The sequence below is a fragment of the Streptomyces capitiformicae genome (assembly GCF_002214185.1).
Classification (GTDB): Bacteria; Actinomycetota; Actinomycetes; order Streptomycetales; family Streptomycetaceae; genus Streptomyces; species Streptomyces capitiformicae.
Genome location: NZ_CP022161.1, coordinates 259,057 through 284,287 on the forward strand (window position 1 = coordinate 259,057; position 25,231 = coordinate 284,287).

At 69.6% G+C, this 25,231-nt stretch carries 24 protein-coding genes and 4 pseudogenes; 11 read left to right on the forward strand and 17 right to left on the reverse strand.

Annotated features, from left to right (window positions below):
• Positions 1–68: 68 nt before the first annotated feature.
• The 7 genes from CES90_RS01090 to CES90_RS01115 all read right to left on the reverse strand — a co-directional run bounded on the left by CES90_RS01090 (position 69) and on the right by CES90_RS01115 (position 5,026).
• A complete protein-coding gene (locus tag CES90_RS01090) occupies positions 69–947 on the reverse strand; it encodes a metal ABC transporter permease (RefSeq protein WP_189781962.1) in 879 nt (292 codons plus the stop codon).
• Entirely contained in the window at positions 944–1,825 is an 882-nt protein-coding gene (locus CES90_RS01095) for a metal ABC transporter ATP-binding protein (protein ID WP_189781961.1), read from the reverse strand. Before CES90_RS01095 ends, CES90_RS01090 begins: the two co-directional genes overlap by 4 nt.
• An 11-nt stretch (positions 1,826–1,836) precedes the next feature.
• Positions 1,837–2,724 carry a metal ABC transporter solute-binding protein, Zn/Mn family gene (locus tag CES90_RS01100; protein ID WP_229913699.1) on the reverse strand — a complete coding sequence of 296 codons (888 nt, stop codon included), beginning with the start codon at positions 2,722–2,724 and terminating at the stop codon, positions 1,837–1,839.
• A 69-nt stretch (positions 2,725–2,793) separates the two neighbouring features.
• Complete coding sequence (locus CES90_RS49180) at positions 2,794–3,018, reverse strand: hypothetical protein (RefSeq protein WP_232791316.1); 225 nt, start codon at positions 3,016–3,018, stop codon at positions 2,794–2,796.
• Positions 3,015–3,311 carry a nitroreductase family protein gene (locus CES90_RS01105; RefSeq protein ID WP_189781959.1) on the reverse strand — a complete coding sequence of 99 codons (297 nt, stop codon included), beginning with the start codon at positions 3,309–3,311 and terminating at the stop codon, positions 3,015–3,017. Before CES90_RS01105 ends, CES90_RS49180 begins: the two co-directional genes overlap by 4 nt.
• Complete coding sequence (locus CES90_RS01110; RefSeq protein ID WP_189781958.1) at positions 3,308–3,505, reverse strand: nitroreductase family protein; 198 nt, start codon at positions 3,503–3,505, stop codon at positions 3,308–3,310. Before CES90_RS01110 ends, CES90_RS01105 begins: the two co-directional genes overlap by 4 nt.
• Positions 3,506–3,529: 24 nt before the next feature.
• Positions 3,530–5,026 carry an arsenate reductase/protein-tyrosine-phosphatase family protein gene (locus CES90_RS01115; protein ID WP_189781957.1) on the reverse strand — a complete coding sequence of 499 codons (1,497 nt, stop codon included), beginning with the start codon at positions 5,024–5,026 and terminating at the stop codon, positions 3,530–3,532.
• 803 nt (positions 5,027–5,829) lie between these two features.
• Here CES90_RS01115 and CES90_RS01120 point away from each other — a divergent pair.
• The gene (locus CES90_RS01120; RefSeq protein ID WP_229913698.1) at positions 5,830–6,561 is read left to right on the forward strand and encodes a molybdopterin oxidoreductase family protein; all 732 of its coding nucleotides are present in this window, start codon (positions 5,830–5,832) and stop codon (positions 6,559–6,561) included.
• A 220-nt stretch (positions 6,562–6,781) separates the two neighbouring features.
• Here CES90_RS01120 and CES90_RS01125 read toward each other — a convergent pair whose 3' ends face one another.
• The 5 genes from CES90_RS01125 to CES90_RS01145 form a co-directional block, all read right to left on the reverse strand.
• The gene (locus tag CES90_RS01125; protein ID WP_189781956.1) at positions 6,782–8,128 is read right to left on the reverse strand and encodes a PP2C family protein-serine/threonine phosphatase; all 1,347 of its coding nucleotides are present in this window, start codon (positions 8,126–8,128) and stop codon (positions 6,782–6,784) included.
• A 154-nt stretch (positions 8,129–8,282) separates the two neighbouring features.
• Entirely contained in the window at positions 8,283–8,702 is a 420-nt protein-coding gene (locus CES90_RS01130) for a CBS domain-containing protein (protein WP_189781955.1), read from the reverse strand.
• A 347-nt stretch (positions 8,703–9,049) separates the two neighbouring features.
• On the reverse strand, positions 9,050–9,199 hold the full coding sequence (locus CES90_RS49185) for a hypothetical protein (RefSeq protein WP_229913697.1): 150 nt from the start codon (positions 9,197–9,199) through the stop codon (positions 9,050–9,052).
• Between the two features lie 621 nt (positions 9,200–9,820).
• Positions 9,821–10,195 carry a metal-sensitive transcriptional regulator gene (locus tag CES90_RS01140; RefSeq protein ID WP_189781954.1) on the reverse strand — a complete coding sequence of 125 codons (375 nt, stop codon included), beginning with the start codon at positions 10,193–10,195 and terminating at the stop codon, positions 9,821–9,823.
• Positions 10,196–10,201: 6 nt separating this feature from the next.
• Positions 10,202–12,994, reverse strand: coding sequence for a heavy metal translocating P-type ATPase (locus tag CES90_RS01145; protein ID WP_189781953.1), 2,793 nt, complete (start codon positions 12,992–12,994; stop codon positions 10,202–10,204).
• Between the two features lie 203 nt (positions 12,995–13,197).
• Here CES90_RS01145 and CES90_RS01150 point away from each other — a divergent pair, with 203 nt between their 5' ends.
• From CES90_RS01150 to CES90_RS01160, 3 genes and pseudogenes are all read left to right on the forward strand, one after another.
• Positions 13,198–13,464, forward strand: coding sequence for an SHOCT domain-containing protein (locus CES90_RS01150; protein ID WP_189781952.1), 267 nt, complete (start codon positions 13,198–13,200; stop codon positions 13,462–13,464).
• Positions 13,465–13,516: 52 nt separating this feature from the next.
• On the forward strand, positions 13,517–13,771 hold the full coding sequence (locus CES90_RS01155) for a DUF2933 domain-containing protein (RefSeq protein ID WP_189781951.1): 255 nt from the start codon (positions 13,517–13,519) through the stop codon (positions 13,769–13,771).
• Between the two features lie 306 nt (positions 13,772–14,077).
• Positions 14,078–14,944, forward strand: a pseudogene (locus CES90_RS01160) (HAD-IC family P-type ATPase); the annotation flags it as partial.
• A 73-nt stretch (positions 14,945–15,017) separates the two neighbouring features.
• On the opposite strand, the gene CES90_RS01165 reads toward CES90_RS01160, so the two are convergent.
• Positions 15,018–16,010: an Acg family FMN-binding oxidoreductase gene (locus CES90_RS01165; RefSeq protein ID WP_189781950.1), complete on the reverse strand. Its 993-nt coding sequence runs from the start codon at positions 16,008–16,010 to the stop codon at positions 15,018–15,020.
• A 214-nt stretch (positions 16,011–16,224) separates the two neighbouring features.
• Here CES90_RS01165 and CES90_RS01170 point away from each other — a divergent pair, with 214 nt between their 5' ends.
• The 3 genes from CES90_RS01170 to CES90_RS01180 all read left to right on the forward strand — a co-directional run bounded on the left by CES90_RS01170 (position 16,225) and on the right by CES90_RS01180 (position 17,798).
• On the forward strand, positions 16,225–16,737 hold the full coding sequence (locus CES90_RS01170) for a hypothetical protein (protein WP_189781949.1): 513 nt from the start codon (positions 16,225–16,227) through the stop codon (positions 16,735–16,737).
• 47 nt (positions 16,738–16,784) lie between these two features.
• Entirely contained in the window at positions 16,785–17,159 is a 375-nt protein-coding gene (locus CES90_RS01175; RefSeq protein WP_189781948.1) for a hypothetical protein, read from the forward strand.
• Between the two features lie 138 nt (positions 17,160–17,297).
• The gene (locus tag CES90_RS01180) at positions 17,298–17,798 is read left to right on the forward strand and encodes a GNAT family N-acetyltransferase (RefSeq protein ID WP_189781947.1); all 501 of its coding nucleotides are present in this window, start codon (positions 17,298–17,300) and stop codon (positions 17,796–17,798) included.
• On the opposite strand, the pseudogene CES90_RS01185 reads toward CES90_RS01180, so the two are convergent.
• The 3 genes and pseudogenes from CES90_RS01185 to CES90_RS51860 all read right to left on the reverse strand — a co-directional run bounded on the left by CES90_RS01185 (position 17,795) and on the right by CES90_RS51860 (position 20,185).
• Positions 17,795–18,816: pseudogene (locus tag CES90_RS01185) on the reverse strand (IS5 family transposase). The gene CES90_RS01180 and the pseudogene CES90_RS01185 overlap by 4 nt on opposite strands.
• A gap of 116 nt (positions 18,817–18,932) precedes the next feature.
• Positions 18,933–19,724: a hypothetical protein gene (locus CES90_RS01190; protein WP_189781946.1), complete on the reverse strand. Its 792-nt coding sequence runs from the start codon at positions 19,722–19,724 to the stop codon at positions 18,933–18,935.
• A 149-nt stretch (positions 19,725–19,873) separates the two neighbouring features.
• Complete coding sequence (locus CES90_RS51860; RefSeq protein ID WP_189781945.1) at positions 19,874–20,185, reverse strand: XdhC family protein; 312 nt, start codon at positions 20,183–20,185, stop codon at positions 19,874–19,876.
• A 232-nt stretch (positions 20,186–20,417) separates the two neighbouring features.
• Here CES90_RS51860 and CES90_RS01200 point away from each other — a divergent pair, with 232 nt between their 5' ends.
• On the forward strand, positions 20,418–21,266 hold the full coding sequence (locus CES90_RS01200; RefSeq protein ID WP_189781944.1) for a S1 family peptidase: 849 nt from the start codon (positions 20,418–20,420) through the stop codon (positions 21,264–21,266).
• A 451-nt stretch (positions 21,267–21,717) separates the two neighbouring features.
• Here CES90_RS01200 and CES90_RS01205 read toward each other — a convergent pair whose 3' ends face one another.
• Complete coding sequence (locus CES90_RS01205; RefSeq protein ID WP_189781943.1) at positions 21,718–23,361, reverse strand: M4 family metallopeptidase; 1,644 nt, start codon at positions 23,359–23,361, stop codon at positions 21,718–21,720.
• A 317-nt stretch (positions 23,362–23,678) separates the two neighbouring features.
• Here CES90_RS01205 and CES90_RS01210 point away from each other — a divergent pair.
• The 3 genes and pseudogenes from CES90_RS01210 to CES90_RS01220 all read left to right on the forward strand — a co-directional run.
• A pseudogene (locus tag CES90_RS01210) lies at positions 23,679–23,815 on the forward strand (IS5/IS1182 family transposase); the annotation flags it as partial.
• A gap of 408 nt (positions 23,816–24,223) precedes the next feature.
• Positions 24,224–24,805 (forward strand): annotated as a pseudogene (locus CES90_RS01215) (HAD-IC family P-type ATPase); the annotation flags it as partial.
• Positions 24,802–25,221: a (2Fe-2S) ferredoxin domain-containing protein gene (locus tag CES90_RS01220; RefSeq protein ID WP_189781942.1), complete on the forward strand. Its 420-nt coding sequence runs from the start codon at positions 24,802–24,804 to the stop codon at positions 25,219–25,221. The pseudogene CES90_RS01215 and the gene CES90_RS01220, both read left to right, overlap by 4 nt.
• Positions 25,222–25,231 lie beyond the last annotated feature (10 nt).

The following is a 25,231-nucleotide window of genomic DNA, read 5'->3' on the forward strand; positions in this document are numbered from 1 at the left end:
GGGTCGTACGACTACCTCAATTGTGCGCCTTCATCCCGTTACACCGCATTTGTTGCGCAGGCAACTTCTCATGTCGCGGGGACAGTTCGCCTGGCTCCCCACCGCCGGAGCCGGTAGGAGCCCACCAGCCGGCAGACGACGTAGATCGTGAACGAGATCGTCGTGACGTAGGGGCTGATGGGGATGGAACTGCCCAGGGCGAGCAGGATCCCGCCCTCGATGGAGACGACCGCGAAGATCACGCTCAGGACCGGCAGCAGCACAGGAGACACGGTGATCCGGGCGGCGGCCGCGGCCGGTGTCACGACGAGGGTGAGAACCAGCAGCGCGCCGACGATCTGCACCGAGAGGGCCACCGCGAGACCGAGGACGACCATGAATCCGAACGACAGCGCGCGTACGGGTACGCCTCGGGCCTCGGCCACCTCCGGATCGGCACTGGCGAACGTCAGCGGCCGCCACAGGAACGCGAGCGCGGCGAGCACCACGGCGGAGGTGCCGAGCAGCCAGGTCATCTGCGGGGTGTCGACGGCGACGATCTGCCCGGTGAGGATGCCGAACTTGTTCGCCGCGCGGCCCTTGTACAGGGCGAGGAAGAGCACTCCGAGGCCAAGGCCGAAGGGCATGATGACACCGATGACCGAGTTGCGGTCCCTGGCGCGCGCGCCGAGCACCCCGATCGCACCGGCCGCGATCAGCGATCCGACGATCGAGCCCGCCACGATGTTGACCCCCAGCAGCAGCGCCGCCGCCGCGCCGGCGAACGACAGCTCGCTGATCCCGTGCACCGCGAACGGCAGGTCCCGCATGATCACGAAGATGCCCACCAGGCCACCGACGAGGCCGAGTGCGGCGCCGGCGATGAGCGAGTTGCGGACCAGGGCGAGCAGTTCTCCGTAGTTGTCGAAGACGAAGATCTGCTGCCAGATCCCTTCCGCGAGCGTCATGACCGGGCTCCGCCCGGTACATCCGCTTCGGCGTGATGTGGTGGCGGAGCGGCCTCGTCGGGCGTGCCGACGACCATGATCCGGCCACGGACACGGACGACGTCGACCTGTGTGCCGTACAGCTGCGACAGGGCGTCGGAGGTGAACACCTCCTTCGGCGTCCCGACCCGGAAACCGCCCCGGGCCAGGTACAGCACCCGGTCCGCCAGCCCCAGGACGGGGTTGATCTCGTGCGTCACGAACACCACCGCCGTACCGTGCGACCGGCGCCGGGCGTCCACGAGCTCCGTCACCGCCCGCTGATGGTGCGGATCGAGGGAGAGCAACGGCTCGTCGCACAGCAGCAGCCGCGGATCCGCCGCCAGTGCCTGCCCGATCCGCACGCGCTGCCGTTCACCGCCCGACAACAGGCCGACCGGGACGTCCGCGTAGGCCATGGCCCCCACCGCCCGAAGGACCTCATCCACCCTGCGGCGGACGCCGTCCACGCCCGGTCGCGGTCCGAAGCGGTGCCCGTCGAGCCCGAACCTGACCACGTCCCGTGCGCGCAGCGTCGCGTGCGCGGACAGTGTCGCCTGCTGTGGGACGTATCCGATGTGCCGGCCGCCCTTGCGGGGAGCGCGCCCGAGGACCGTACAGGTCCCGGCGGACAGCTGCCGCTGACCCAGCAGGGCGCGGACGAGGCTGGTCTTGCCCGAGCCGTTCGGCCCGAGGACGGCCAGAAACTCCCCGGGTCGTAGGTCGAGATCCAGGTCGTGCCACAGCACGCGCTCTCCGTAGGCGAGGGCGGCACCGCGCATGCGCACCACCGCGGCCGCCGTGCCGGCGTCCTGTGCGCTGTCCTGTGTGCTGCCCTGGCGGGTCCGGGGTACGGCCATGGTCGGATGCCTCACTTGGCGAGAGCGGCGGCGAGCGCGTCGACGTTGGCGGTCATCCAGTCCGGATAGTCCACGCCCTCGGGCAGGGTCTCGGTCACCGGTACGACGGGAATGCCCGCGCTCCTCGCCGCCTGCTCGACTTTCTCCGTCTGCGGACCGGAGGTCTGCTCGTTGTACACCAGCGCCTCGACCTTCTTGCCGGTGAGAAGCGCGAGCGTCTCCCGCAGGGTGTTCGGGGAAACGTCGTCGCCTTCCTCGATGGCCTCGCTGAACGCCTCGGGGGTTTCGTTCCTCAGCCCGCTCGCCTCGGTCATGTACAGAGGCACGGGCTCGGTGACGGCCACCGGCTCACCTCCGTGATCGGTCTTGATCTGTGCTTCCTTCGTCTCCAGCGGCTTCAGCTCGGCCTTGAAGGCTTCCGCGTTCTCGGTGAAGGCGGCGGCGTCGTCGGGGTGGGCCTTGGCCAGGGCGGCGGCTATCGCGTCGGCGAGCTTGCCCATGGCGGGGAAGTCGTACCAGACGTGCTCGTTGAGCTCCCCGCCTGCCGGGGCGGACTTCCCGGAGACCTTCACCGCGTTGATCACCTGGGCGGATGAGTTGTCGCCGCTCTTGAGCATCCGGTCGATGAAGTCGTCGTAACCGCCGCCGTTCTCGATGACGACCCTGGCCTTGGACAGCGCCAGCTGGTTCTGCGTGCTGGCCTCGTAGGAGTGCGGGTCCTGCGCGGGGTCGCTCACGATCGAGGTGATCTTCACCTTCGCGCCGCCTATCCGCTCGGCGATGTCCCCATACACGTTGGTCGAGGCAACCACCGGGACGGCCGACGAGGCAGCGGAGCCGGGCGCTCCACTGCAGGCCGCGAGAAGGGCCAAGGCGGCTCCGACTGTCAGTGCCGCCATTCTTCGCAGGATGAACTGGTCACTCGGGAATGATCCGGGCATACACACCACGCTAGGTGGCAACGGATATCAGGACCACATATCGATCGACCAGCGCCCAGGACGCCCACAGAAGCCGGTGCGGGCGGTCGACACCCGCTCCTTCGGAATCCAGGCCACGGACGGCACGCCGGGCGCGGTGCAGAGAGCCGCCGGTACCTCGAGCCAGTCACCCAACAGGGCCGAGACGTCGGGACTGTCCGGTGGAAACGGCTCGGCCGATGGTGCCGCGCCGGCCGCCGAGCGCATGGTCATGAAGTGCTCTCGGGGTAGCCGACGGCCAGGGTGCAGACGATGATCCGACGGGTCTCGATGTCCAGCTTCCGGTACAGCACGTCCGCGCGGCCCGCGACACTGAACTGCGGGCAACTGCCCAGGCCCCCGGGCGACCAGCCCGAGCATGACGTTCTGCAGGAACAGGCCGGTCTCCAGGAAGGGGCCGCGCGGGCGCGTTCCACCGCGGTGTTGTCGAGGGTCGGCGGCCGGATGACGCAGTCCGGCCGTGAAGGCTCTCTGTGGTCGAGGGCTTCGCGGAAAGTGCGGGTCAACGCGTCCAGGTGCTGCCGGTCACCACGGTCACCCACCACGGCTGGACAGTGCGGCTGAAGGGTGCCTGACCTACGGCGAGGAGCACCTGCGCGAGGACGTTCCTGAGCACCGGCCGGTCGAGGCAGGCGCGCCTGCGGTGACGGGACGCGATCAGGGACAGGCCGTCGTACACCAGGTCGGTGTGTTCCGTCATGGGCGCCTTGCTCCTTGCGGCATCTCAACCCACGCCGGCCGGGCGGACGTCGGGGCCGGCGTCACCGCCGAGGAACTCGTGCAGACGGATGCGGACCAATTCCTCGATGTGGTGGGCGCACTGGCGGTAGCCCTCGGGCGACTGCCCTTCGGGGTTGGGGACGTCGCCGTGCGGGTCCAGACAGAAGGTGCGGTTCTCCGCGTCGGGCGCCAGGGCGACCACGGCGTCGCGGTGCGCGCGCGTCATGCAGTAGATGACGGAACTGTCCTGGCACAGCTGGGGGGTGAGCGCCCTCGCCCGGTGGCGGCGGGGGTGTACGAGGCCCGGCACCCGCCGTATGCCAAGGTCGGCGAGCGCGGTCCGGGCGGCGGGAGCCAGCGGCGCTCCGCTCCGAGCGGGAGAGACTCCCGCGCTGCCGAAGCGCACACGCCCCGCGGAAGCTCCCGCCTGCGCCGCGTGGGCCCTGGCGATGACCTCGGCCATGGGCGAACGGGCGGTGTTGCCGCCGCAGACGAACAGCACCCGCCGCGCACGTATGCCGCGCTCCCGCCACCAGAAGGCCGTCGCGGGGTAGGACAAGGACCCGATGGCGATGCCGATGAAGACGAGCGCGAGAAGCTGTGCGTCCCCCGGGACCGGCAGCCCGGCCAGCCCGGCGAGGGCGTAGGAGGCGACCAGGCCGGACAGCAGGCTGGCGCACCGGTTGGCCGGGACGCACCAGGTGTACACGCGGCGGTCGAGGTAGATCAGCGTGCCGAAGACGAACAGCACCTCATAGGCCACGCCGATACCGAAGGCCCCCCAAGCGGCGGAGGTGCCGAGGAAGGTGGTGAACCCCGAGCGCAACTCCGGCTGTCCCACCAGGGCCACGGCCGCCAGGATCCCGACCAGGAAAACGGGTGCGGCGGCGTGCTCTTCCACGAAATAGCGGCGATCGATTTCCTTCACTCCGGTCTTGGCCACACGGCTCATGATCTCGAATCGCCCCACGTACCCGACGAGATAGGCGAGCACACTCAAAACCGTCGCCAGGGTGAGGTGATAGCTGTCCACATCGCCGAGAGCCACCGATACCGCCAGCAGGCTGAAAGCGAGAGCGGCCCACGCGGAACCTGAGACCTTTCGCCTACGCGCCGAGTCGACCAGCGGAGAAATGATCAGTACGCCCCCACGCATCAGAAGCAGAACGAGGAGGATCGAGACTCCGGTGAAGGTGAAATTCAGCGTGGTGGTGGCGATGACGAGCGACGTGAAGAACCCCGCAAGAAGCGTTTCCCTTCCCGGCGCGCGGACCCGGCCCACCCCGGGTATCTCATGCAGCCGGCCGTAACGCCACCACCCGCTGACCGCCAGGAAAAGCGGCATGACGGCGAGTTGTCCGAGGGCGGTCGCCGGTAGCAGCACCAGAGCGTCGACCGGGCTCCCGGCCAGCGGGGAAACCCCGCTGGACATCGCTTTCACGAGCATGGCATAGGGAATGTAGGCGAGAAAGTATCCGAGCGCGAGCCAAGCCGTGCGCATGATCCTCCGGAATGACTAGAACAAGGGTTCGTCAATTCGCAGCGGAACGTACGGAAGGAAGGAACCGTGTCGACGATTCGAGTGTGCAGGGATGCAGTGCACCGCGCAAGGCCCTCAAGTCCCCGAATTTCGGCGTGAATTCCATTCCGGAGGCCACTGCGGGACACATTATCGCGATACCGAACAGGCGCACGATTGACGCGATAACGACATGCGCCCCGCGTGCGCCGGTCGAATGCCCCTGCTCTCTGCCCGCGCGAGCTTCGGGTCCGCGACAGATCCCGCAGTCCGCGAAAACCAGGAAACGGCACTCGGTTCAGGCGGTGGCAATGGGCTCACGAGTACGGCAACGACCGAACGCGGTGGGGCCCTTGCCGGGCGCATCATGGAGCGCTCGTCCTGCCCCTGTCAGGCCACCGGGGCCGGGCTCAGCTTCCCGCTGACCGGCCTGATCGCGGAGTACCTCGGCCACCGCTGGGGCCGGCTTGGTCATGCTCCAACCCCGCGGCACTGTTCACTGACCGGTACGCCAACCGCCTTCCGCCCAGCGGCCATCAGTTCAGCCCTGGTTCGTGGGACGGGGTCGTTTTTCCAAGAAGTGCGAGCATCCGCGGTCGCAGTGGTCGAAGTGCCCTCACTCGTACAAGATCCGGTATCGGTCGGCGGCCGGGAAGCAGTTGGAGGAGTCCGGGTTCGCGACCGGGCCAGGCGAAGGTGGAGCGGATCGCCCGGTACGGCGCGATGCGGTTCGAGGAGTACGCCACCGAGTGGAAGGCCGGCCAGCGGCCCGCCACGCAGATGTCGTGCTGTCTGTCGCCTCCTGGCTGGAGAAGGACGGCACATTCGTCAACTTCGACCGCCGGTTCCAGCGGGTGCGTCCCGCCGTGCCCCCGCTGGGAGAGGCGCGGAGCGACTTCGAGGTCGTACGTGCCCTCACCACGCTGATGGGAGTCGACCTTCGCTGTACTACTCCGGCCGACGCGCTGGGCGAGTGCGGACGCGTGGCCCCCGTCTTCGCCGGGCTCTCCCACGACCGACTGGACCGGGAAGGCGCCACCCCGTGGCCCTGCCCGGACCCCGACCGCCCCGGCGAGGCCACGCTCTACCGCGAGCGGTTCGCCACCCCGGACGGGCAGGCCCATCTTGCCGCGGCCCCCTATCTCCCACCCGGTGAACAGCCCGACGACGACTACCGGCTGGTCCTGGTCACCGGACGGCGCTGGGCCCACTACAACTCCGGCAGCATGACCCGCCGCGGCGGCAACCTCGCACTCGATCCGGTCGACTTCCTCTCCCTCCACCCAGACGACGCCGCCAGGTACGACGTGAGGGACGGCAGGCAGTTCACCGTGGAGAGCCGGCACGGCCAGGCGCGGCTCATTGCCCGCGTCAGCGAACAGACAGTCCCCGGTCAGGCCTTCTGCTCCTTCCACTTTCCGGCAAGCGGAGTGAACCGCCTCACCTCCGACCACGCGGACACCGTCACATCCCGCCTCGAGTACAAGGTCACCGCGGTACGCGTAGCCTCGACATGACAGCGTCCCGCCGGCGCGGCCGGCGATGGGTACCTGAACCCCGTACTGACGCCCGGACAACGATGCTGTGCGCCTCGCTGGTCATGGCGCAGGCGAGGCCGATCAACTCGAAGTGTTCGTCCCAGGTGAGGCGTTGGGGGGACATGGGCTCGCAGTTCTGCTGAGCCGCGAGTCCCCCGGATCTCCGTGCGGAACCCGGTACCTGACTCTGGGCGGCACGTCACGAGCGGCCGGGCGTGCCCCGTGGGGTGCGGAGTGCGAGAACGGCCATGTCGTCGTGGCCGTCGCTGGGGTGGTGGGCGACCAGGGTCTGGACGAGCCCGTCCGGCGACAGGTCGGCGTGGGTGGTGGCGAGTTGGACGAGGGCCTCCAGACCGGTGTCGATCGGGTGGGCCGGGTGCTCGATCAATCCGTCGGTGAAGAAGATCACGGTGGTGTCCGCAGCCAACGGGTGGGTGTGGTCAGGGCGGGGCTGGCCGATGTCGACGCCGAGCGGGACGCCGGGGTCGGCGTGCAGATACTCGGCGTGCCGGTCGGGGGTGATCAGGAGGGGCGGGAGGTGGCCCGCAGTGCTCCAGCGCAGGGTCCAGGCGTTGTCTTCGGGTTCGATGCGGGCCAGGCAGGCGGTGGTGACGGGGTTGGCGGTGATGGCGTGGAGGGTGCGGTCGAGCTGGGCGAGGACTGCGCTGGGCGGGGTGCGGCGGTCGTACAGGAGGGCGCGCAGCATGTTCCGGGTCTGAGCCATGGCGGCCGCCGCGTGCAGGTCATGGCCGACGACGTCACCGATGACGGCTGCGCAGGCGTGGTCGGGCAGCAGGAGAGCGTCGTACCAGTCCCCTCCCAGGTGCGCGGGAGCGCTGGCGGGCCGGTAGACGGCGGCGCCGGAGAACGGCCGCAGGTCGGGCAGCGTCGGCAGCAGCAAGCGCTGAAACTGTTCGGCGCCGGCACGGAGCTGCTCGAACAGGTGGGCGTTCTCGATGGCCACACCGGCGGCGCCGGCCAGCGCGACGACGATGTCCTCGTCGTGGGCGTCGAAGGGCTGCCCGTCGTGCCGGTCGCACAGGTACAGGTCTCCGTAGATCTCGCCGCGGACGCTGATCGCGACGCCCAGCAGGGTGTGCATCGTCGGGTGGCCGGCCGGAAAGCCCGCGAAGAGCGGGTGAGAGGGGATGTCGGCCACTCGGAGGGGTTCGGGGTTGTGGATCAGGTGTCCGAGCAGGCCGACGCCGTGTGGGAACTCGCTATCGGCCAGGTCGGCCCGTTCCTGCTCGGTCAGGCCGACCGGGATGAGCTGAGCCAGTTGCTCGCCCTCCTCATCGAGGACGCCAAGGGCACCGTAGCGGGCATGGACCAGGTCCATGGCGGTGGTGATGATCCGGCGCAGTACCACGGGCAGTTCCAGCTCCTGGCTGATCGCCATGACGGCGTCCAGCAGGCCCTGCAACCGGTCCTTGGCGCGTGCCAGCTCCTGCAACTGCCCGGCGATCCGCTCCAGTTCGGCATCCAGTCCACGCCCGAGGTCAGGGATGTGCGGCTCGGCCCCCTGGGGCTCTTCGTCGCGCTCCATCAGGCCGTTCGCCTCGCAGATGCGTCATCGTGCGACGTCGGCGGGTGCAACCCCGTCGCCGTCCGTACTCGCCGACCCGGGACCCATGCGACTCGGTCAGACCTCCCTACGTTGTTCTGCGGGTCGTGGCCGACTGCGCCTTGGGGATGGTCGGTCACTTCGTCGCGCAGACGACCTCGACGAAGTGCCCCACCTGCTCCTCCGGCAGGCGTCGTGCGAGATCCGCCTCACTGATCATGCCCACCAGACGATGGTTCTCGATGACCGGCAGCCGCCGGATCTTGTGCTCCTCCATGGCCCGCAGGACCTGGTCCGTATCCGCCTCGGCGTCGATCGTGATCGGCTTGCCCTGCTCGAGCATGCCGGCGGTCATGGTCTTCGGGTCCTTGCCCTTGGCGAGACACTTCACCACGATGTCACGGTCGGTGATGATCCCGTGGAGCCGGTCGTCCGGCCCGCAGATCGGGAGGGCACCGACGTCCAGCTCGCTCATCCGGCGCGCCGCGACCTCCAGCGTCTCGCTCTCCTGGATGCAGGTGGCACCGGGATGCATGATCTCTCGTGCAGTGGTCATGGCCATCTCCTTCGAGCCTCTTGATCTGCGCGGGGAGAGCCCCTAGCGCCAGGCAGCCCCGCCCGGCACTCCTTCAGGCCAGTGTGGATTCTTCGCACCCCGTACGCATGCCGGAAGCGGACATGCGGTACCTCGTCGGGCGCTCGCCCACGGCTCGGAAAAGCACAGCACGGGCCTCAACACTGCCCGGGCGCAGTGATCACAATGGGATGAGGCCGCGCCCATGGTCCGCGGCGTACGCGGCGAAGACGTCCGCCGGTGTTCCGCCGGTGTTCCGCCCGTGTGGAGAAAACGCTGGTCAAGGGTGGCGGCGAGGTCTTCCAGCGCGCCCGCGAGCAGGTCCCCGGTCAGGCGACGTCCGGCCGCCGGGCCGTTCGTCCGCTATGAGCGAGGTCAGCGGCGTAGCCGATCGTGGCCGCCAGGGACGAGTGGTCCTCGCCGTCATGGAAGTAGTAGGCCTCGGCGTACTGCGTGAAGTCGATCCGGACACGTGCCACCTCTGTGGCCAGGCTCTCCAGCAGCGTGGCCCACGGTGCAGTCGAACTGCTGGCCGGACGGGTCCGCGCGTTGGAGGAGCGCCAGTCGGATCGCCAGGACTCTCCTCCGAGTCAGTGCCGGGTGGATCTCCAGCACCCAGGAGATCGATGGCCGGAGCGCAGCCGGTGGAGAGGTGGAGGCACGAGCTTCGTGCTGTCGATGCCGGCGGCGGTGCAGTGCGCATCGCTGTGCCGGAGCACGCCCCGTCGTCGTGGACCGCGGCGGGGGCTGTGACGCCGGAGGCGAGGGCGTGCCCGCTGGGGTGGACGGGCATCGCTGGTGTGACCTCGTGGTGCATGGCCGCCATGTTGCTCGTGCCGGAAGCCCGGGCAGGCGGCACGTGGGGGACGGCGCGGCTGTTTCGTGGTGGACGAGAACGGCAGGCGTCGCCACCAGCGCGATGACGGCAGCGCCTGTCCACCGGAGCAGTGCACCCCCAGCGGCGCCTCCTCGGTGAGCGGCTGTCGCCATGGCTTCCATCCGTGCTGAGCTGAAACGTCCGGTCCCGCGTCGATACACCCGGGCGGGGGTAAGTGGGCGACTGGAACGGCGGGGCACGGGAACACCCGTTGCGACGGTGGCTACAGACGCAGTGCGCGGCGCAGGGTGTCGTTGAGTTCTGCGAACTTCTCCTCAGCTTGGGTGGTGTCGGTGCGGGCGGCGTCGGTGACGCAGCCGCGTACGTGGTCGTCGAGCAGGCCCAGGGCGACTTCCTGCAGAGCATGGCTGGCGGCGCTGATCTGGGTGAGGACGTCGATGCAGTAGCGGTCGCCGGTGACCATGCGGGAGATGCCGCGTATCTGGCCTTCGATCTTGCTCAGGCGGGCCAGGTGGTCGGTCTTGTGGCTGGTGTAACCGGGTGCGGCGGTGTGCTGTTCGTACTTGTGGCTGGTGTAACCGGGTGCGTCGGTGTGCTGTTCGTGCGCGTGGTGAGGGGTGGCCGGAACGGTGGTCATTGGGTTTCACCTCCCCTCGTGCATACCGCCGGACGTGGGGGCCGTATAGCGGTCCGGGTCGTCATCGAACGTGGCGGCGCAGTGGGCGGAGCAGAAGTAATAGGTGCCGTGCTCGCTCTGCCGCTGTTCGGCAGCGGTCGCCTTGTCCAGCCGCATGCCGCACACGGGGTCCGTGACCATGCCGTCGCCGTCACCCCTGGAGGCGGGGTGGTGGTGCCCGTGATCAGCCGTGGTGGCCGTGCTCCCGGCCGGGGCGCGGTCGGCGGCGGACTCGACCCGGGGCTGGACGCTCGCGGGCTGGGCGTCGGGCAGTGGCTGGGTGTGCCAGCGGCGTAGCCGGGAGGCGTTGGTGACGACCGACAGGGAGCTGAGTGCCATGGCCGCGGCGGCGATGATCGGGCTGAGGCGCAGGCCCCACAGCGGGTACAGGGCACCCGCGGCGAGCGGGACGCCGACAGCGTTGTAGACCAGGGCGAAGAACAGGTTCTGTCGGATGTTGCGCATGGTCGCCCGCGACAGGCGGATCGCCGTGACGACTCCGCTCAGCGAGCCGGAGATCAGAGTGATGTCGGCGGCCTCGATGGCCACGTCGGTGCCGGTGCCGATGGCCAGGCCGACATCGGCGGCGGCCAGGGCGGGGGCGTCGTTGATGCCGTCGCCGACCATGCCGACGGTGCGGCCTTCGCCCTGCAGGCGGCGGATCTCGTCGGCCTTGTGCTCGGGCAGCACCTCGGCCAGCACCCGGTCCACGCCCACTTGGGCGGCGATCGCCCCAGCCGTGCGGGCGTTGTCGCCGGTGATGATGACGACGTCGATGCCGAGGCGCTGGAGGGCGGCGATGGCGGATACGGAGTCGTCCTTGACCGTGTCGGCGACCGCCAGCACACCCGCGGGACATCCGTCGACCGCTGCGAGCACGGGGGTCTTGCCCTCGGCCGACAGGTCGGCCGCGACGAGGTTCAGGGCGGTGGTGTCGATGCCGACGTCGCCCAGGAGCCGGGCGGTGCCGACCAGGACGGCGCGTCCGTCGACGGTGGCCTGGACGCCTTTGCCGGTGACCGAGTCGAAGCCGGTCGCAACGGGCGGGCGAAGTCCGCGGTCGCGGACGCCGGTGATGATGGCTTGCGCGAGCGGGTGCTCGCTGTCGGCCTCGGCTCCCGCGACCAGCCGCAGCAGCAGCGTCTCGTCGAATCCCTCGGCGGTGTGGACGTCGGTCAGGACCGGCTTGCCCTCGGTGACGGTGCCGGTCTTGTCCAGGACCACCGTGTCCAGCTTGTGCGCGGTCTCCAGGGCTTCGGCGGAGCGGATGAGGATGCCGGCCTGGGCGCCCTTGCCCGTACCGACCATCACCGACAGCGGAGTGGCCAGGCCCAGCGCGCACGGGCAGGCGATGATCAGTACCGCCACCGCGGAGACCAGCGCCAGGGTCAGCTCGGGCGACGGCCCCAGGGTGAACCAGACCGCGAAGGTGCCGATCGCGATGGCGATCACCGCGGGCACGAAGTACGCCGAGACGGCGTCGGCGAGCCGCTGGATGGGGGCCTTCGACGCCTGGGCCTGCTGCACCAAGCGGATGATCTGGGCCAGCATCGTGTCCGCGCCGACCTTGGCCGCCCGCACCCGCAGAGACCCGGTGCCGTTGACGGTGGCCCCGATGACCGTGTCCCCGGTGCGCTTGGTCACGGGTATCGGCTCGCCGGTGACCATCGACTCGTCGACCGCGGAGGAGCCGGAGAGAACCTCGGCGTCGACGGGGATCTTCTCCCCCGGCCGGATGACGATCTCGTCTCCGACCACGACGTCCTCGATGGGTATCTCGCTCTCGGTGCCGTCGCGCACCACGCGGGCGGTACGGGCCTGCAGTCCCAGCAGCGCACGGATGGCCTCGCCGGTGCCCGCCTTCGCACGGGCCTCCAGCAGCCGCCCGAGCAGGATGAGGGTCAGGATGACGCCCACGGCTTCGTAGTAGACCTCCCGCAGGTCCTCCGGCAGCAGGCCGGGGGCGAGGGTGACGAGCAGGCTGTACCCGTAGGCGGCACTGGTGCCGAGAGTGATCAGGGAGTTCATGTCGGCGGCGCGGTGGCGCAGGGTCAGCCAGCCCGTCATATGGATCGGCCACCCGGTGTAGAACATCACCGGGGTGATCAGCGCCAGTTGCAGCCAGTGGTTCAGCATCCAGCCGGGCACCCAGTCCGCGCCGAAGAGCTCGTGTGCCATCACGGCGAAGAGCACCGGGGCGGTGAACACGGCGCCGGTCAGCACCCTTCGGGTGAGGTCCTTGATCTCCGTCTGCCGCTCGGCGCCGTCCGCGGCCTCCGCCTCGGCCGCCGTCCGTTCCTCACCCGTCGACGGCGGCCCGCCGACCACAGGAGCAGAGGCAGCCGTGGCACTGTGACCGTCCGGGGCGGGCGGTGCGGAGCCTTCCGCGGGTTCGACCAGCAGCGTGCCGTGGATCATGTTCATGCCGCACGCGAAGCCGAAGGAACCCGGCCGCTCCGGGTTCAGCCGCACGGTGGTGCGGGTGTGGGCGGGCAGGCCCGCGCCGACCTTGAGATCGGGGAAGACCACACGGGAGGTGCACTCGCCGGCCTCCTGCCGGTCGAAGACCAACTCCACCGGTGTGCCCTGGCGGACCTTGATCACGTCGGGGCTGTAGCCGCCCCGTACCGTCACCTCGACCCGCTGGACGCCGCCTTCCAGCCGGGCGGCACCGGCCCGGCGCGGCCCGAAGAAGTACCACCCGAGCGCAGCGACCAGCACGGCCGACGCCAAGATCACAACGACATCGATGGCACCCATGGGCTTCTCGCCTCCCTTGGAGGGTCACTGTCCAGCCTGCGCTCGGGTACCCCTGCCAGGTAGGGGCTGAACGGCCCACTGGTCATGGGCCGTCCGGCCCCAGACCGCCTCACCAGCCAGGGGGACGATGGACGTGAGGGCAAGAAGTCCCCGGGAGCCCATCCAGCGCCCGGTCGTCGATAAGCCGAAGCAGGTGAGTGGCAATGATGTTCTGGCACGCCCACGACATGAGCGGATGGGGCTGGTTCGGGATGTCGATCGGCATGGTCGCGTTCTGGGCACTGATCATCACAGCCCTCGTGCTGGTCTTCCGTGCCGCCAACCGGCCCCACGAACACACCCACACCCCCACCGCCGCACCCACACCGCAGCAGATCCTCGCCGAGCGGTTCGCCCGCGGGGAGATCGACGAAGAGGAGTACCGGCGCCGCCTGAGCGCGCTGCACTCCGGCCCTCTCCCCAAAACCTGAAACCCCGGCCGCCCCATTGCGGCCCACAGCCCTCCGCCGAAGGAGGCCCGTGATGAACGACAAGCGCAACTACGGCATGTACGCCCTCGCAGCCGCGATCGTCGTCGTCGGCGCACTGATCGTCGGCGCGTCCCTGGAAAGCCTGGTCTGGCTCGCCCTCGTCGCCGCCTGCCCGCTGATGATGTTCTTCATGATGCGCAGCATGCACGGTCAGGGCATGCACGGCGGCCACGATCAGCACCGCGACGACCGGGACGAGGACCCGCTGCACAAGCACGACCACCACACCGGTCCGGGCCGGCCCTGACCGGACCGGACCGGACCGGACCGGACCGGAAGTGCGGGCCCTGCGCGCCCGCACTCTGGACATGATGGTGCTGGTCGCCGTCGGCTCCGGCTGGCTGTACTCCCTGATCATCACGCTCACCGGGGGCGGCGACGTCTTCTACGTGGCCGCCACCGTCCTGGCGTCCTTCGTGCTGCTGGGTCACTGGTTCGAGATGCGCGCCCGGGGCGGCGCCAACGACGCCATCTGCACACTGCTGGATCTCGCCCCGACCAAGGCCCTCGTCCTCCGCGGCGGGGTGCCGGTCGAGGTACCACCGCCGAGGTCGTGGTCGGCGACCTGTTGCTGGTCCGCCCCGGAGCCAAGATCGCTGTCGACGGAGTCGTGGAGGAGGGCGAGAGCGAGGTCGACGAGTCGATGGTCACCGGCGAGAGCCTGCCGGTGCACAAGGCATCCGGCGCGCAGGTGGTGGGCGCGACCATCAACGCCAACGGCACACTGCGAGTACGCGCCACCAAGGTCGGTGCCGACACCGCCCTGGCCCAGATCGTCAAGCTGGTCCAGGAGCCGCAGAACTCCAAGGCACCGGGGCAGCGGCCGGCGGACCGGGCGGCGTTCCGGCTGGTCTTCGTCGCCCTGATCGGCGGCGCCGTCACCTTGGCGGTCTGGCTGCCGGCCACGGAGCGCCCGCTGGGCGCCGCGATGCTGTTCGCGATCACCGTCGTGGTCATCACCTGCCCGGACGCCCTGGGACTTGCGACCCCGACGGCCATCATGGTGGGCACCGGCCTCGGGGCGAAACGAGGCGTGCTGTTCAAGAACGCCGTCGCGCTGGAGGCATCCGCCGGCATCCAGGTCGTCGTCATGGACAAGACCGGCACCCTGACCAAGGGCGAACCGGAAGTCACCGACGTGGTCACCGCCCCCGGCACCGATGAGGCAGAGTTCCTGCGGCTCGTCGCGGCGGTGGAGCGCGAGTCCGAGCATCCGCTGGCCGAAGCCGTCGTACGCCATGCCGACGCCCGTGCTGTGGGGCCCGCGAGCGCCCGGCACTTCGAGAACGTCCCCGGCCATGGCTCGACCGCCGTCGTCGACGGCAACCGGGTCGCGGTCGGCAACCGCCGCCTGGCGCTGCGCGAAGGGGTGGACCTCGGCCCCTTGGCCGACCGCCGCGCGGAACTGGCCGACACCGGCCGCACCGTCGTCATCGCCGCTATCGACGGACAGGCGGCAGGCCTGATCGGCATCGCCGACGCTGAAAACACCCCTACGGCTCGATGTCGAGCACGTCTTCCACCGGACGACGTGGCGTCCCGGGACCCTGCTTGCCGTATCCCAGGCGCAGCACCATCTGGACGAACCCCATCGCCGACTGCGGGTCGCGCACGGCCCAGCGGAGTTCCGGCCACTCGAGGGCGTGGGACGTGAGCGAGGTCGCCAGCCCGTCCAGGGTTGCTTCGAGCAGGACGCGCTCCATCGCCTGCCCCGCCTTCAGCCAGTCCTCGGGCCGGTCGCCGGTGGTGCCCAGCAAGGCAAGATGTGGCTTGCTCTCGAATGTGGCCACATCGCGGCCGGGCACGGCGCGTCGGCCCGCGAAGTCGCGTACCGGGGCCTTTCCGTCCCGCTTGCGCGGGCCGAAGGCGTAGTCGGGGATTCCGTCGGCCGACCCGGCAGCGGTGTCGGGGCCGATACGGGTCCAGCGGACGAGGTCCTCGAGCTGGCTGGGGTCCAGCGAGTCACGTCCCTCGGCATCGTGGACCAGGTCCAGCACGGTTTCCGCGTGCCATTCGGAGGAAAAGAGCAGCCGCGCTCCTTCCCGCAGGGCAGCACCACAGAGGGCGTCCTGTACGGCCTGGGGTATGTCCTCGTCCGAGAACGGATAGCGGCTGGTGTGCCGGCGGCGGATGGCGGGGTACAGCGGCGCAAGGTCGGTCTCCGGGAGTACGGGACCGGCCAGCTCCACCAGCGCGAGCAGCTCCGGGTCCGCCGGGTCCGGCAGCAGCCGGGTGGTCGGCTCCCAACCCACGTGAGCGGCGCTGACGCGCAGGTTGAACAGGGCCGCGCCGCATCCGATGTGCAGGGCGCGGTGGGTGGGGTCGGCATGGGGCATGGCCCGCTCGGGGTCCGACCGGACGTGGAAGGCGCGGGCGCCGCGCAGGTAGCGGAACTTCCACGGCTGAGCGTTGTGCATGGACGGTGCGGCTGCGGCGTCGCTGACGAGAGCAGCCACGGTTTTCGCGTCGAGCGCTTGTGCTGACACCGAGGGCCTCCCTCCGGGAGTCGGCTGGCCTGGCACAACGGTGGCCTGCCTCTCCTCACGGTAGTCGCGGCGCGCCCGCACAGCTGAGCTGAACCATGACGATAACGTCATCACCGCTCTCTTATAGGGGCAAATTGTCACTTTTCTATCGGCGTCGAATCGGAGAGGTACACCGACGGCAGCGTCGGCTCCGAGTGCGAACAGGAGATGGGCTGTGAACTTCACCGAGCGCGAGTGGTGGACCCTCGTCCACGGCATGATCCTCGGCGCCGCCTTCCTGCTCGCTTTCGCCGGCGGGCTCGCCGAGCTGTACAGCCTCAAGCCCGCCCTGATGACGCGAGTGGGAGTGGTGCAGCGGATGCGGCGGGTGCGGATCGGGGTCACCGCCATGGCGGTGGCGGCATGGGCGACCGTGATCACCGGCACCTGGGTCGTCTATCCCTGGTACCGGGAGAAGACCCCCGACAGCCCCAGGTCACAGCTGCTCGCCGACCCGGACACGGCGGACTGGCACGAATTCGGCATGGAGTGGAAGGAACACATCGCCTGGCTCAGCCCGATCCTGGCCACCACCGTCGTCTTCATCGTCTGGTACTACGGCCCCGGCCTGATCCGGCACAACCGGGTCCGCCGCACCACCATCACCCTGTTCGTCCTCGCCTTCGCCTTCGCGGCGGTGGCCGGGGCATTCGGCGCCTTCATCACCAAGGTGGAACCCGTCCGGTGACCAGGCTCTGCAAGCAGTGACCCAGGCTCTGAAAGGAGGCCGCGGGCATGGAAGCCAGGAACGCGGCGACACCGTCCGGAGGCGGACGGGAAGAGGATTTTCCCCTCAGCGAGAAGGTGGAGGGGCCGATCTCGGCAGCGATCATCGCCGCAGGCGTCGGAGCCACCGCACTGGGGCTTCTCACCACGCTCGCCGAGGCCAGCACGACGGTGCACGACGGCCTGGAGTGGAGCGACTCGGTCGGCCCGCTGTCCGGCAAGACCATCCTGGCCGTAGTCGTGTGGCTGCTGGCCTGGGCCGTCCTTTATGTCGCACTGCGCAACAAGCCGTTCGAAACCGTGCGGGCCTTCGTCATCAGCCTCGCGCTCATCGCCCTCGGAATCCTCGGAACCTTCCCCCTGTTCTTCCAGCTCTTCGCATAGCCCCTGACGCCGCACGCCCCGGCGTTCAGTGCCCGACCGTGGCGGACACAGGCAGGCGTTCGCTGAACGTCTTGCCGCCATCGCGGGATTCGTAACAGGGTGGAAGGTCCCGATGAGGGGGCGGTTATGGTCGGTGCCATGCCAGCTGCCCCTGAATCCGTCCACGCGACCGCTCTCACGCTGCGCCCCGCGACACGCGCCGACCTGCCCACGGTGCTCGCTCTGCTCGCTGACGAGGAGAGGGTGATGGACCCGGCGACGCTCGTAGTTGATGAGGCGTACGAGCATGCTTTCGCGGCGATCGACGCCGACCCGCGTAACGAAATTTTGGTCCTGGTCGAAGGCGTCGACGACCAGGGTGATGGCGGCAGGGTGGTTGGCTGTCTGCAGGTGACGTACATCCCGGGCCTGGGCAAGGGCGGGGCCGAGCGGGCCCTGATCGAGGCGGTGCGGGTCCGCGCGGACCGTCGAGGCGGCGGGCTCGGACGGATCTTGATGGAGCGCACGATCGAGCGGGCGCGCACGCGGGGCTGCGCGCTTGTCCAGCTGACCAGCAACAAGCGGCGCGAGGATGCGCACCGCTTCTATGGCGGGCTGGGCTTCGCGCGCAGTCACGACGGGTTCAAGCGCGCTCTTTAGCGTCCGGCGCCAGTCACTGGTGCCGGTGGGCGGAGACTGCGGAGCCAGACGATCGCGCCGCGGAGGTGAAGTGCTGCGAGGTAGCTCTCGGGGGTCTTGTCGTAGCGGGTGGCGATGCCGCGCCACGCCTTCAGTTTGTTGATCAGGCGCTCGACGGTGTTGCGGTCGCGGTAGAGCCCGGCGTCGTGGGTCACGGGCCGTCCGCCGCGGCGGCCCTTCTTCTTCCGGTTGGCGGCCTGGTCGGCCTTCTCCGGGATGGCCCCCCTTGATCCCACGTATGCGCAGGTGGGTGCGGTTACGGCGGGAGGAGTACGCCTTGTCGCCGGCGACCGCGTCGGGCCGGGTGCGCGGCCGGCCCACCGGGCCGCGGACCTTGATGCCCCGCAGGACGGGGATGAACTGCGGACTGTCGGCGGCCTGCCCGGGGGTGAGCACGAAGGACAGCGGACAGCAGCGCCGTTCGGATGAGAGGTGCACCTTGCTGGTCAGCCCGCCCCGCGAACGCCCCAGGGCGGCGGCCTTCAGCCGTGCGCGGGCGCCGTCGGCGAACCCGGCGCCGCTGGCACGGGCGAGGTCGGCCGCCTCGACACCTTCCGCACCTTCTTGATCCTTTTATCCCTTCCTGTGGCCCCCTTTGACTGCTCGGTGGCCTGCTCCAGGGCGGCCAGGACGTCCTCGCTCAGCCGTGCGCCCGCCGCGTCGTGATGCGCACGGGCGGTCGTGGAGTCCACGCTGACCAGCGAGAGGCCCACCTGTCCACGCCGTGCGGCCTCACCGATCATCCCTTCCATGAGAGCCTGGAACACCCCGGTGTCACGTCACTGGCAGAACCGGTCGTAGACCGTTGACCAGGCCCGAACTCCTCCGGCATCTCCCGCCACTGGCTCCCGGTACGGAACCGCCAGATCACGCCCTCGAACTGGTCCCGCAGCCGGTGCGGATACGGCCCGTACCCGCCTATCGGCAGCAACGGCTCCACCAACACCCAGTCATCATCGCCCAGTTCGCGTCTCACCACACGAATGTTCCACCGGCACGCTGATCACGACTCCGCACAGGCCCTGGTGCGGACCGCGATCTGGGCGAAGGTGGGCGTCCCTGGCTCACCGCCAGGGACGCCACCCACCCCGATGGTCAGGGCTCGCCGCCGGCCGTGAGGATCGTGCCGTTGTGGAAGCGTGCGTAGACGGGAGTACCTCCGGGCCACCTGGGGTGACGGCCGAACGGAATCTCCGTCGGTCCGGCGGCCCCGCGCAGGTCGGCCACGAGCGCGCCCTCGGGCAGCCGAGAGCCGACGTCCGCAAGCACCGCATCACCCGAGGCACGCGCTGCCTCGGCAGTGATAGGCATCGCGGTCACGGGTCCGGCCGCGCGCGCCAGGGCAGCCGGCGAATCCTCGGGGAACTCGTCGCCGGCATCGGCGAAGTCTCCGGAGAACCAGTTGAGGAAAGCGGTGGAGAAGCTGTCGAAGTGCTCTGCATCCTCTGCGGCGCACTTCACCAGCTCTGTCACGGTCACCAGCCAGTGCTGAAGCGACGGCGCAACCAGCTCGGCACCGTGGTCCTCCCAGAACTTGAACACCGGGCCCCACGCGCCCGTCACGCGATCGATGTCCACGTAGTAGGTCTCCGCGCATGCGTTGGTGTGGACGACGCGAAACGAGCCGGGCTTTCCGCACCGCCACACGGCCCCACCGCTGACGGCCCCGGAGCGGTACGCAGCCCCGAACTCACCATGGCCGCCGACCTGAAGCACCCCGGCCCGGCGGCAGATCTCCCGGATCGGCTCGGGCACTGGAACACCCCAGCCGTCCATCTCCTCATCCCCCATGCCTTCACCCAGGCGTACGCTTTCCTCGGCGTTTGAGGCATCCCGCAAGGCCTGTACCACGTCCTGCCACGACGGGGTTTCACTGCTCCATGTCATGCGCGAAGCTTCACATGCTGCGCTGACGCTCTGGACAGCCGGTAGTCCTCAGCGGGGAGGCCAGCTGCCGCAGCGCAGGCATGACATCAGCACCTGAAGGCTCGGCCTCGGTGGAGAACCGGTGGACGGCGGCGACGGGTCCGTCTGGTTCAGCACCACCGACCTCGCGCCGACTGCGGACACGCCAGATCAGTAGCCGAACCGCAGCGCCCCAGTACAGCACCACGAGACGGCGATCGCGGGGGCGGAGTACGAGCCGGGAGCCGGTGATGCTCGACGTACACCTCGATCGTGCCGCCGCAGGTCAGGCCGACCGCTCCGGCGGCGTCGTCACTCACCCCGTACCGTTCGAGTACGGGTACGACGTCCCTGATGACCTGCCGGCACAGGTCGTACACCGCACCCTCCACGCAGCCGCCCGACACGCTGCCGGTGACCGGCCCGTCCGGCGAGCAGTTCATGAGGGCACCGGGGCGGCGTGGTGCCGAGCCGAACTCCGGTAGGCAAGGGTGGCGCCCCCGTGAGTTGTGGATCCGATGTCGCCGATATTGCTGATGTCCGCGCTGTCCGCGCTGTCCTCGCGGCTGAAAGACGGTCCTTGATCTCTTCCACCCCTACACCAACAATGCGCATGACAAACCTGCGGCGGCCGGAAGGTTTCCGGTCGCCTTTTCGTAAAAGGGGACCCCCCACGTGAGAAAGCCTCTCGTCGCCATGATCTTCGCTTTGGCCGTCGCCGGAGCGGTCGCGGCGCCCGCGGTCGCGGCGCCCGTCGGCGTCAAGCCCGCGGCCAAGGCGGCCGAGCCGACGCTCAAGGCCGTGAGCCTCGCCGGCACCGTGGCGCTCAGCAACTGCTCCGGCTCGGTCGTCCGCTTCCCGAACTCCGTGGACACCGACCCGGCGCTGGTGCTCTCCAACGGCCACTGCAGCAGTTTGCTGGACCCCGGTCAGGTCATCACCAATCGGCCGGCCAACCGGCCGTTCAGCCTGCTCGACTCCTCAGGCGCCCAGGTCGCCACGCTGAAGGCCGAAAAGCTCGCGTACGGAACGATGACCGACACGGACGTGTCGATCTACCAGCTCACCACCACCTACGCGGCGATCAAGACCTTGTACGGGGTGTCGGCGCTGACTGTGCGGGACACGCACCCGACCGCCGGCACCGCCGTCACCGTGGCGTCCGGCGCCTGGAAGAAGCTCCTGGACTGCAACATCGACGGGTTCGTGCACCGCCTCAAGGAGGGCAAGTGGACCTGGAAGGACTCGGTCCGCTACACCTCCGCCTGCCAGACCATCGGCGGCACCTCCGGCTCGCCGGTGATCGACCAGGCCACCGGTGAGGTCGTCGCGGTCCACAACACCGGCAACGAGAACGGCGCGTCCTGCACGTTGAACAACCCCTGCGAGGTGGACCAGAGGGGCAACGTCACCGTTCGAAAGGGCATCAACTACGGCCAGCAGACCTACCAGATCCCGGCCTGCTTCACGACCGACAACCAGCTGGACCTGAGCGCCGCCGGGTGCACCCTGCCGAAGCCGTAGCGCTCCGCCGGGTCAGCCCGTTCCGGTCCGCGGGTGCGTAGGGCCGCTGCTCGCGCACCCGCGGCGGAGTGCGAGTCGATACCGCCCCGCAGCCCGAGGGCGCTACAGCGCGGGCGCAGGGATGGCCCACCCGGCCGTACGTCCGGTGCCGACCGCCCTCGATCGTGAAAGGCCGTCCAACAGGACGTGAGAGGTGCCGGATGAGAGCCGCGCGGCGCCTGGTACGTCGAGCCGCGCCATCGTCCCCGGGGCGAACAGGGGCCGGGTCTGCGCGATGCCCCGGGCAGGGACGCCCCATGAGTGGGGTCCGGCGGTCCCCCGGATGTCCACGCTGTGGGGGTACACCAGCCGACGGCCGCTCCGGGCCCGGGCTCGGGACCGGAGCGGCCACGTGACGCGTCCGGCGCAAGGTGACGCTCAGTTCGCGTTGACGCTCAGTTCACGTTGACGCTCAGTTCACATTGACCGCGCTCCAGGCCGCCGCCACCGTGTTGTACTCCGTGCTGCCCGCGCCGTAGAGGTCGCGGGCCGCGTTCAGGGTGGCCGTCCTCGCTCCGGCGTAGTTCGTCGAGGACGTCATGTAGACGGTCAGGGCGCGGTACCAGATCGCGCCGAGCTTGGCGCGGCCGATGCCCGTGACGGTCGAGCCGTTGTGCGTCGGGGAGTTGTAGGTGACCCCGTTGATCGTCCTGGCTCCGCTGCCCTCCGCGAGGAGGTAGGCGAAGTGGTTGGCGACGCCGGACGAGTAGTGGACGCTGAGGTTGGCGACCGAACGGCTCCAGTAGTCCGCGGAGCTGCCGTCCTTGCTCGGCTTGTCCATGTAACGCAGGGCGTCCCGCGGGAAGCCGGAGCGGACGACCTTCTCGCCGATCAGGTAGTCGCCGGGGTCCTGCGCGTTCCCCGCGTAGAACTCGACCAGCGTTCCGAAGATGTCGGACGTCGCCTCGTTCAGGCCGCCGGACTCGCCCGAGTAGACCAGTCTGGCGGTTCTCGAGGTCACGCCGTGGGACATCTCGTGGGCGGCCACGTCCAGCCCGACCATCGGCCCGAAATGGGTGCCGTTACCGTCGCCGTAGGTCATGCAGAAGCAGTCGTCGTTCCAGAAGGCGTTGGAGAGATTGTTGCCGTAGTGGACGCGGTTGTAGGAGCCCTTGCCGTCGTTGCCGATGCCATTGCGGCCGTAGACGTCCTTGTAGTAGTCCCAGGTCATATCGCTGCCGTACTGGGCGTCGACAGCGACTGTCGAGCGGTCGGCTGTCGTGCCCGTGCCCCAGTGGTTGTCGTCGTCCGTGAAGAGGGACACGGGGGTGCGGCTGCTGCAGGTACCGCCGCTGCACACGTCGGTCTTGTTGGCCGCGTCAGCGGTGTAAGTATTGCCGCGCGTGGGGTCCTTGAGCTGGTATGTCGATCCCGAGAGGGTTGTCTCCAGCGCGAGCGTGCCGCCGTACAGGGACTTGCCGTCGCCGGTGGCCGTCTCCATGGTGTCCCAGGCGTCGATGTGGGCACCGGTGCGGGCATCGGTCAGCACCGCGCGGGCGACCGGGTTGCCGAGCGAGTCCAGCCCGGTGGCGTTCGTGCGCCAGGCCAGTCTCGGGGCACCGTGCAGGGCGTCGACGACGAGCTGGGGCTCGGCCTTCACCTGCTTCAGCGCGTCGCCCAGGTTGGCCGCGCGCAGAGCGTTCACGGCGACGTCGGCCGCCTTGGGGGCCGACACCTTCGGGGTGGTGCTCGGCAGCGAGATCGCCGCCCTCGTCGCCCGATCAGCGCTGCGGTATGTGCCGTCGGGGGCCATGTGGACGACGAAGTCGCCACCGAGCACGGGGAGTTGGTGGTAAGTACGGTCGTAGCGAACGTGCTGGGCGCCGTCCTTGTCCACGATTACGTCACTCACAGAGGTGTCCTGCGCGGAGGTGAGGCCCAGGGCCGCGGCCCGGTCGGCGAGGACCCTCGCCGCGTTGTCGAGCGCGGTGGCACGGGTCGGCCCGTCGGCCGCGTCGGCGGCCGGGGAGAGTAAGCCGGCCAGAAGTGTGGCGGTGGAGGCGATGCCGGCGGTGGCGAGACGGGAACCTCGGACGTGCTGCCGTATCCAACTCATCAGTGTCTTGTGTCTCCTGAACAAGGCGCCGTGGGGGCGCGTGTGGGGGTGGGCACCGGGGGGTGGCACATGGGGCACCGGGAGTGGCGCTGGGGGCAGCGCTGGGGGCAGCGCTGATCTTGTCCTGGCATTTAAGAGGGCACTGGACTGTCATGTCCACACCCGCTGCACGACAGACCGAGTGTCCTGGGCTGACGTTCCGCCAGGTTGCGGGAGCTTTCGGATGCGGCGGTGGTAGCGACGGCGGCGCGGTACCGGACCTGGTGGCAGCGCCTCACAGCAAAGGTGACTCCCGGAACCACCTCCGTGCGACTCCCCGGCGCTGTACCAAGAAGCGCAGCCGGGTCGTGGACTTCTCCCTCTGCCTGTCCGCTGCGATCCTCACACTGCGTATGCTCATCCGCCGTGCGCCCCCGCCCTATGCCGGGACGGCCGCCCCACCACCAGCGCCTGAAGTGACGCCTGCCGCGGGGCGTTTTCAACCGAACCTCCGTGGGGGCGGCTGTGCGGCTACCCTGCGGGGATGCCGTATGAGCTCAGCGCCGTCATGGGAAGTTTCGACCTGCTCAGGAGCCAGACTGCCGGGATTCGGGAAGCGGCTGTCGCCCCGCTCCGGCAGCGCATGGGGCTGGTGCCTGTCACCGAACACCTCCTCGAGGAGCCGAGTGGTTTGCTTACCGGCCACGATGGCGCCGGGCCTGAGGGTCAATTATTCACGGTGATGTCCCCGGCCTTCGAGCAGACCTTGAGCTACTGGTCGGAGCGGCCCGATTGCCCACGTGGAGGCAGACTTCCACGGAGGACACGGATACCAGACCGCTGCCGTGTGGCGAACCGGCGCGAAGGTGTGGGGTCCGGCCCGCTGCTGGGTATCTCTGACCGGCTGCGGCCCGATGCCGCCGCCACCATCGCCGCGCTCACCGCCCTGACCGGCCGCGCCCCGACCCTGCTGACCGGCGACAACGAACGCGCCGCACGGCACCTGGCCGCCGAGGTCGGCATCACCTATGTCCGCGCCGGGCTGCTGCCGGAGGAGAAGGTGGCCGCTGTACGCGAGTGGGGGCAGGAAGGCCGGAAGGTTCTGGTCGTCGGTGACGGCGTGAACGACGCTCCAGCCCTGGCCGCCGCGCACACCGGCATCGCCATGGGCAAGGCCGGCTCCGACCTCGCCCTGGAGACCGCCGACGCCGTCGTGGTCCGCGACGAACTCGCCACCATCCCCGCCGTCGTACAGCTGTCCCGCACCGCCCGGCGCCTGGTGCCCCAGAACCTCGTCATTGCCGGGGCGTTCATCACCGTACTGGTCGCCTGGGACCTGATCGGTACGCTGCCGCTTCCGCTCGGCGTCGCCGGGCACGAAGGCTCCACCGTCATCGTCGGCCTCAACGGCCTGCGCCTGCTGCGCGAGGCCGCCTGGACCAGCCCCGGGAAGGACACCGCGTGAGCAGGCGCTCCCGCCGTACCGCCGCTGCCGCCTCCGACCCGTCGACGGGGGCGCCGCGGTGCACGGTCACCGTGTGCCGGGGGTGCTGCTGCGGCACACCGAAGATCCCCGGTCTCGACCACGCGGCTCAGCTGCGCGGCCTGCGCCGGGCCCTCGACGGCACCGCGACGGTCCGCGTCACCGACTGCCTCGACGCCTGCGAGCACGCCAACGTCGTCATCGTGCAGCCCTCGGCCGCCGGCCGCACGGCAGGCGGGCGGCCCGTGTGGCTCGGCCTGGTCAACGACACGGACGCCACCGCCGACATCACCGCCTGGATCGAACAGGGCGGGCCCGGCCTCGCCGACCCGCCCGGTGTGCTCGACCTGTACGGCTTCACACCGTCCCGGCGCGCACGGGGGCGGGTGGAGGGCTGACGCTGCGGCG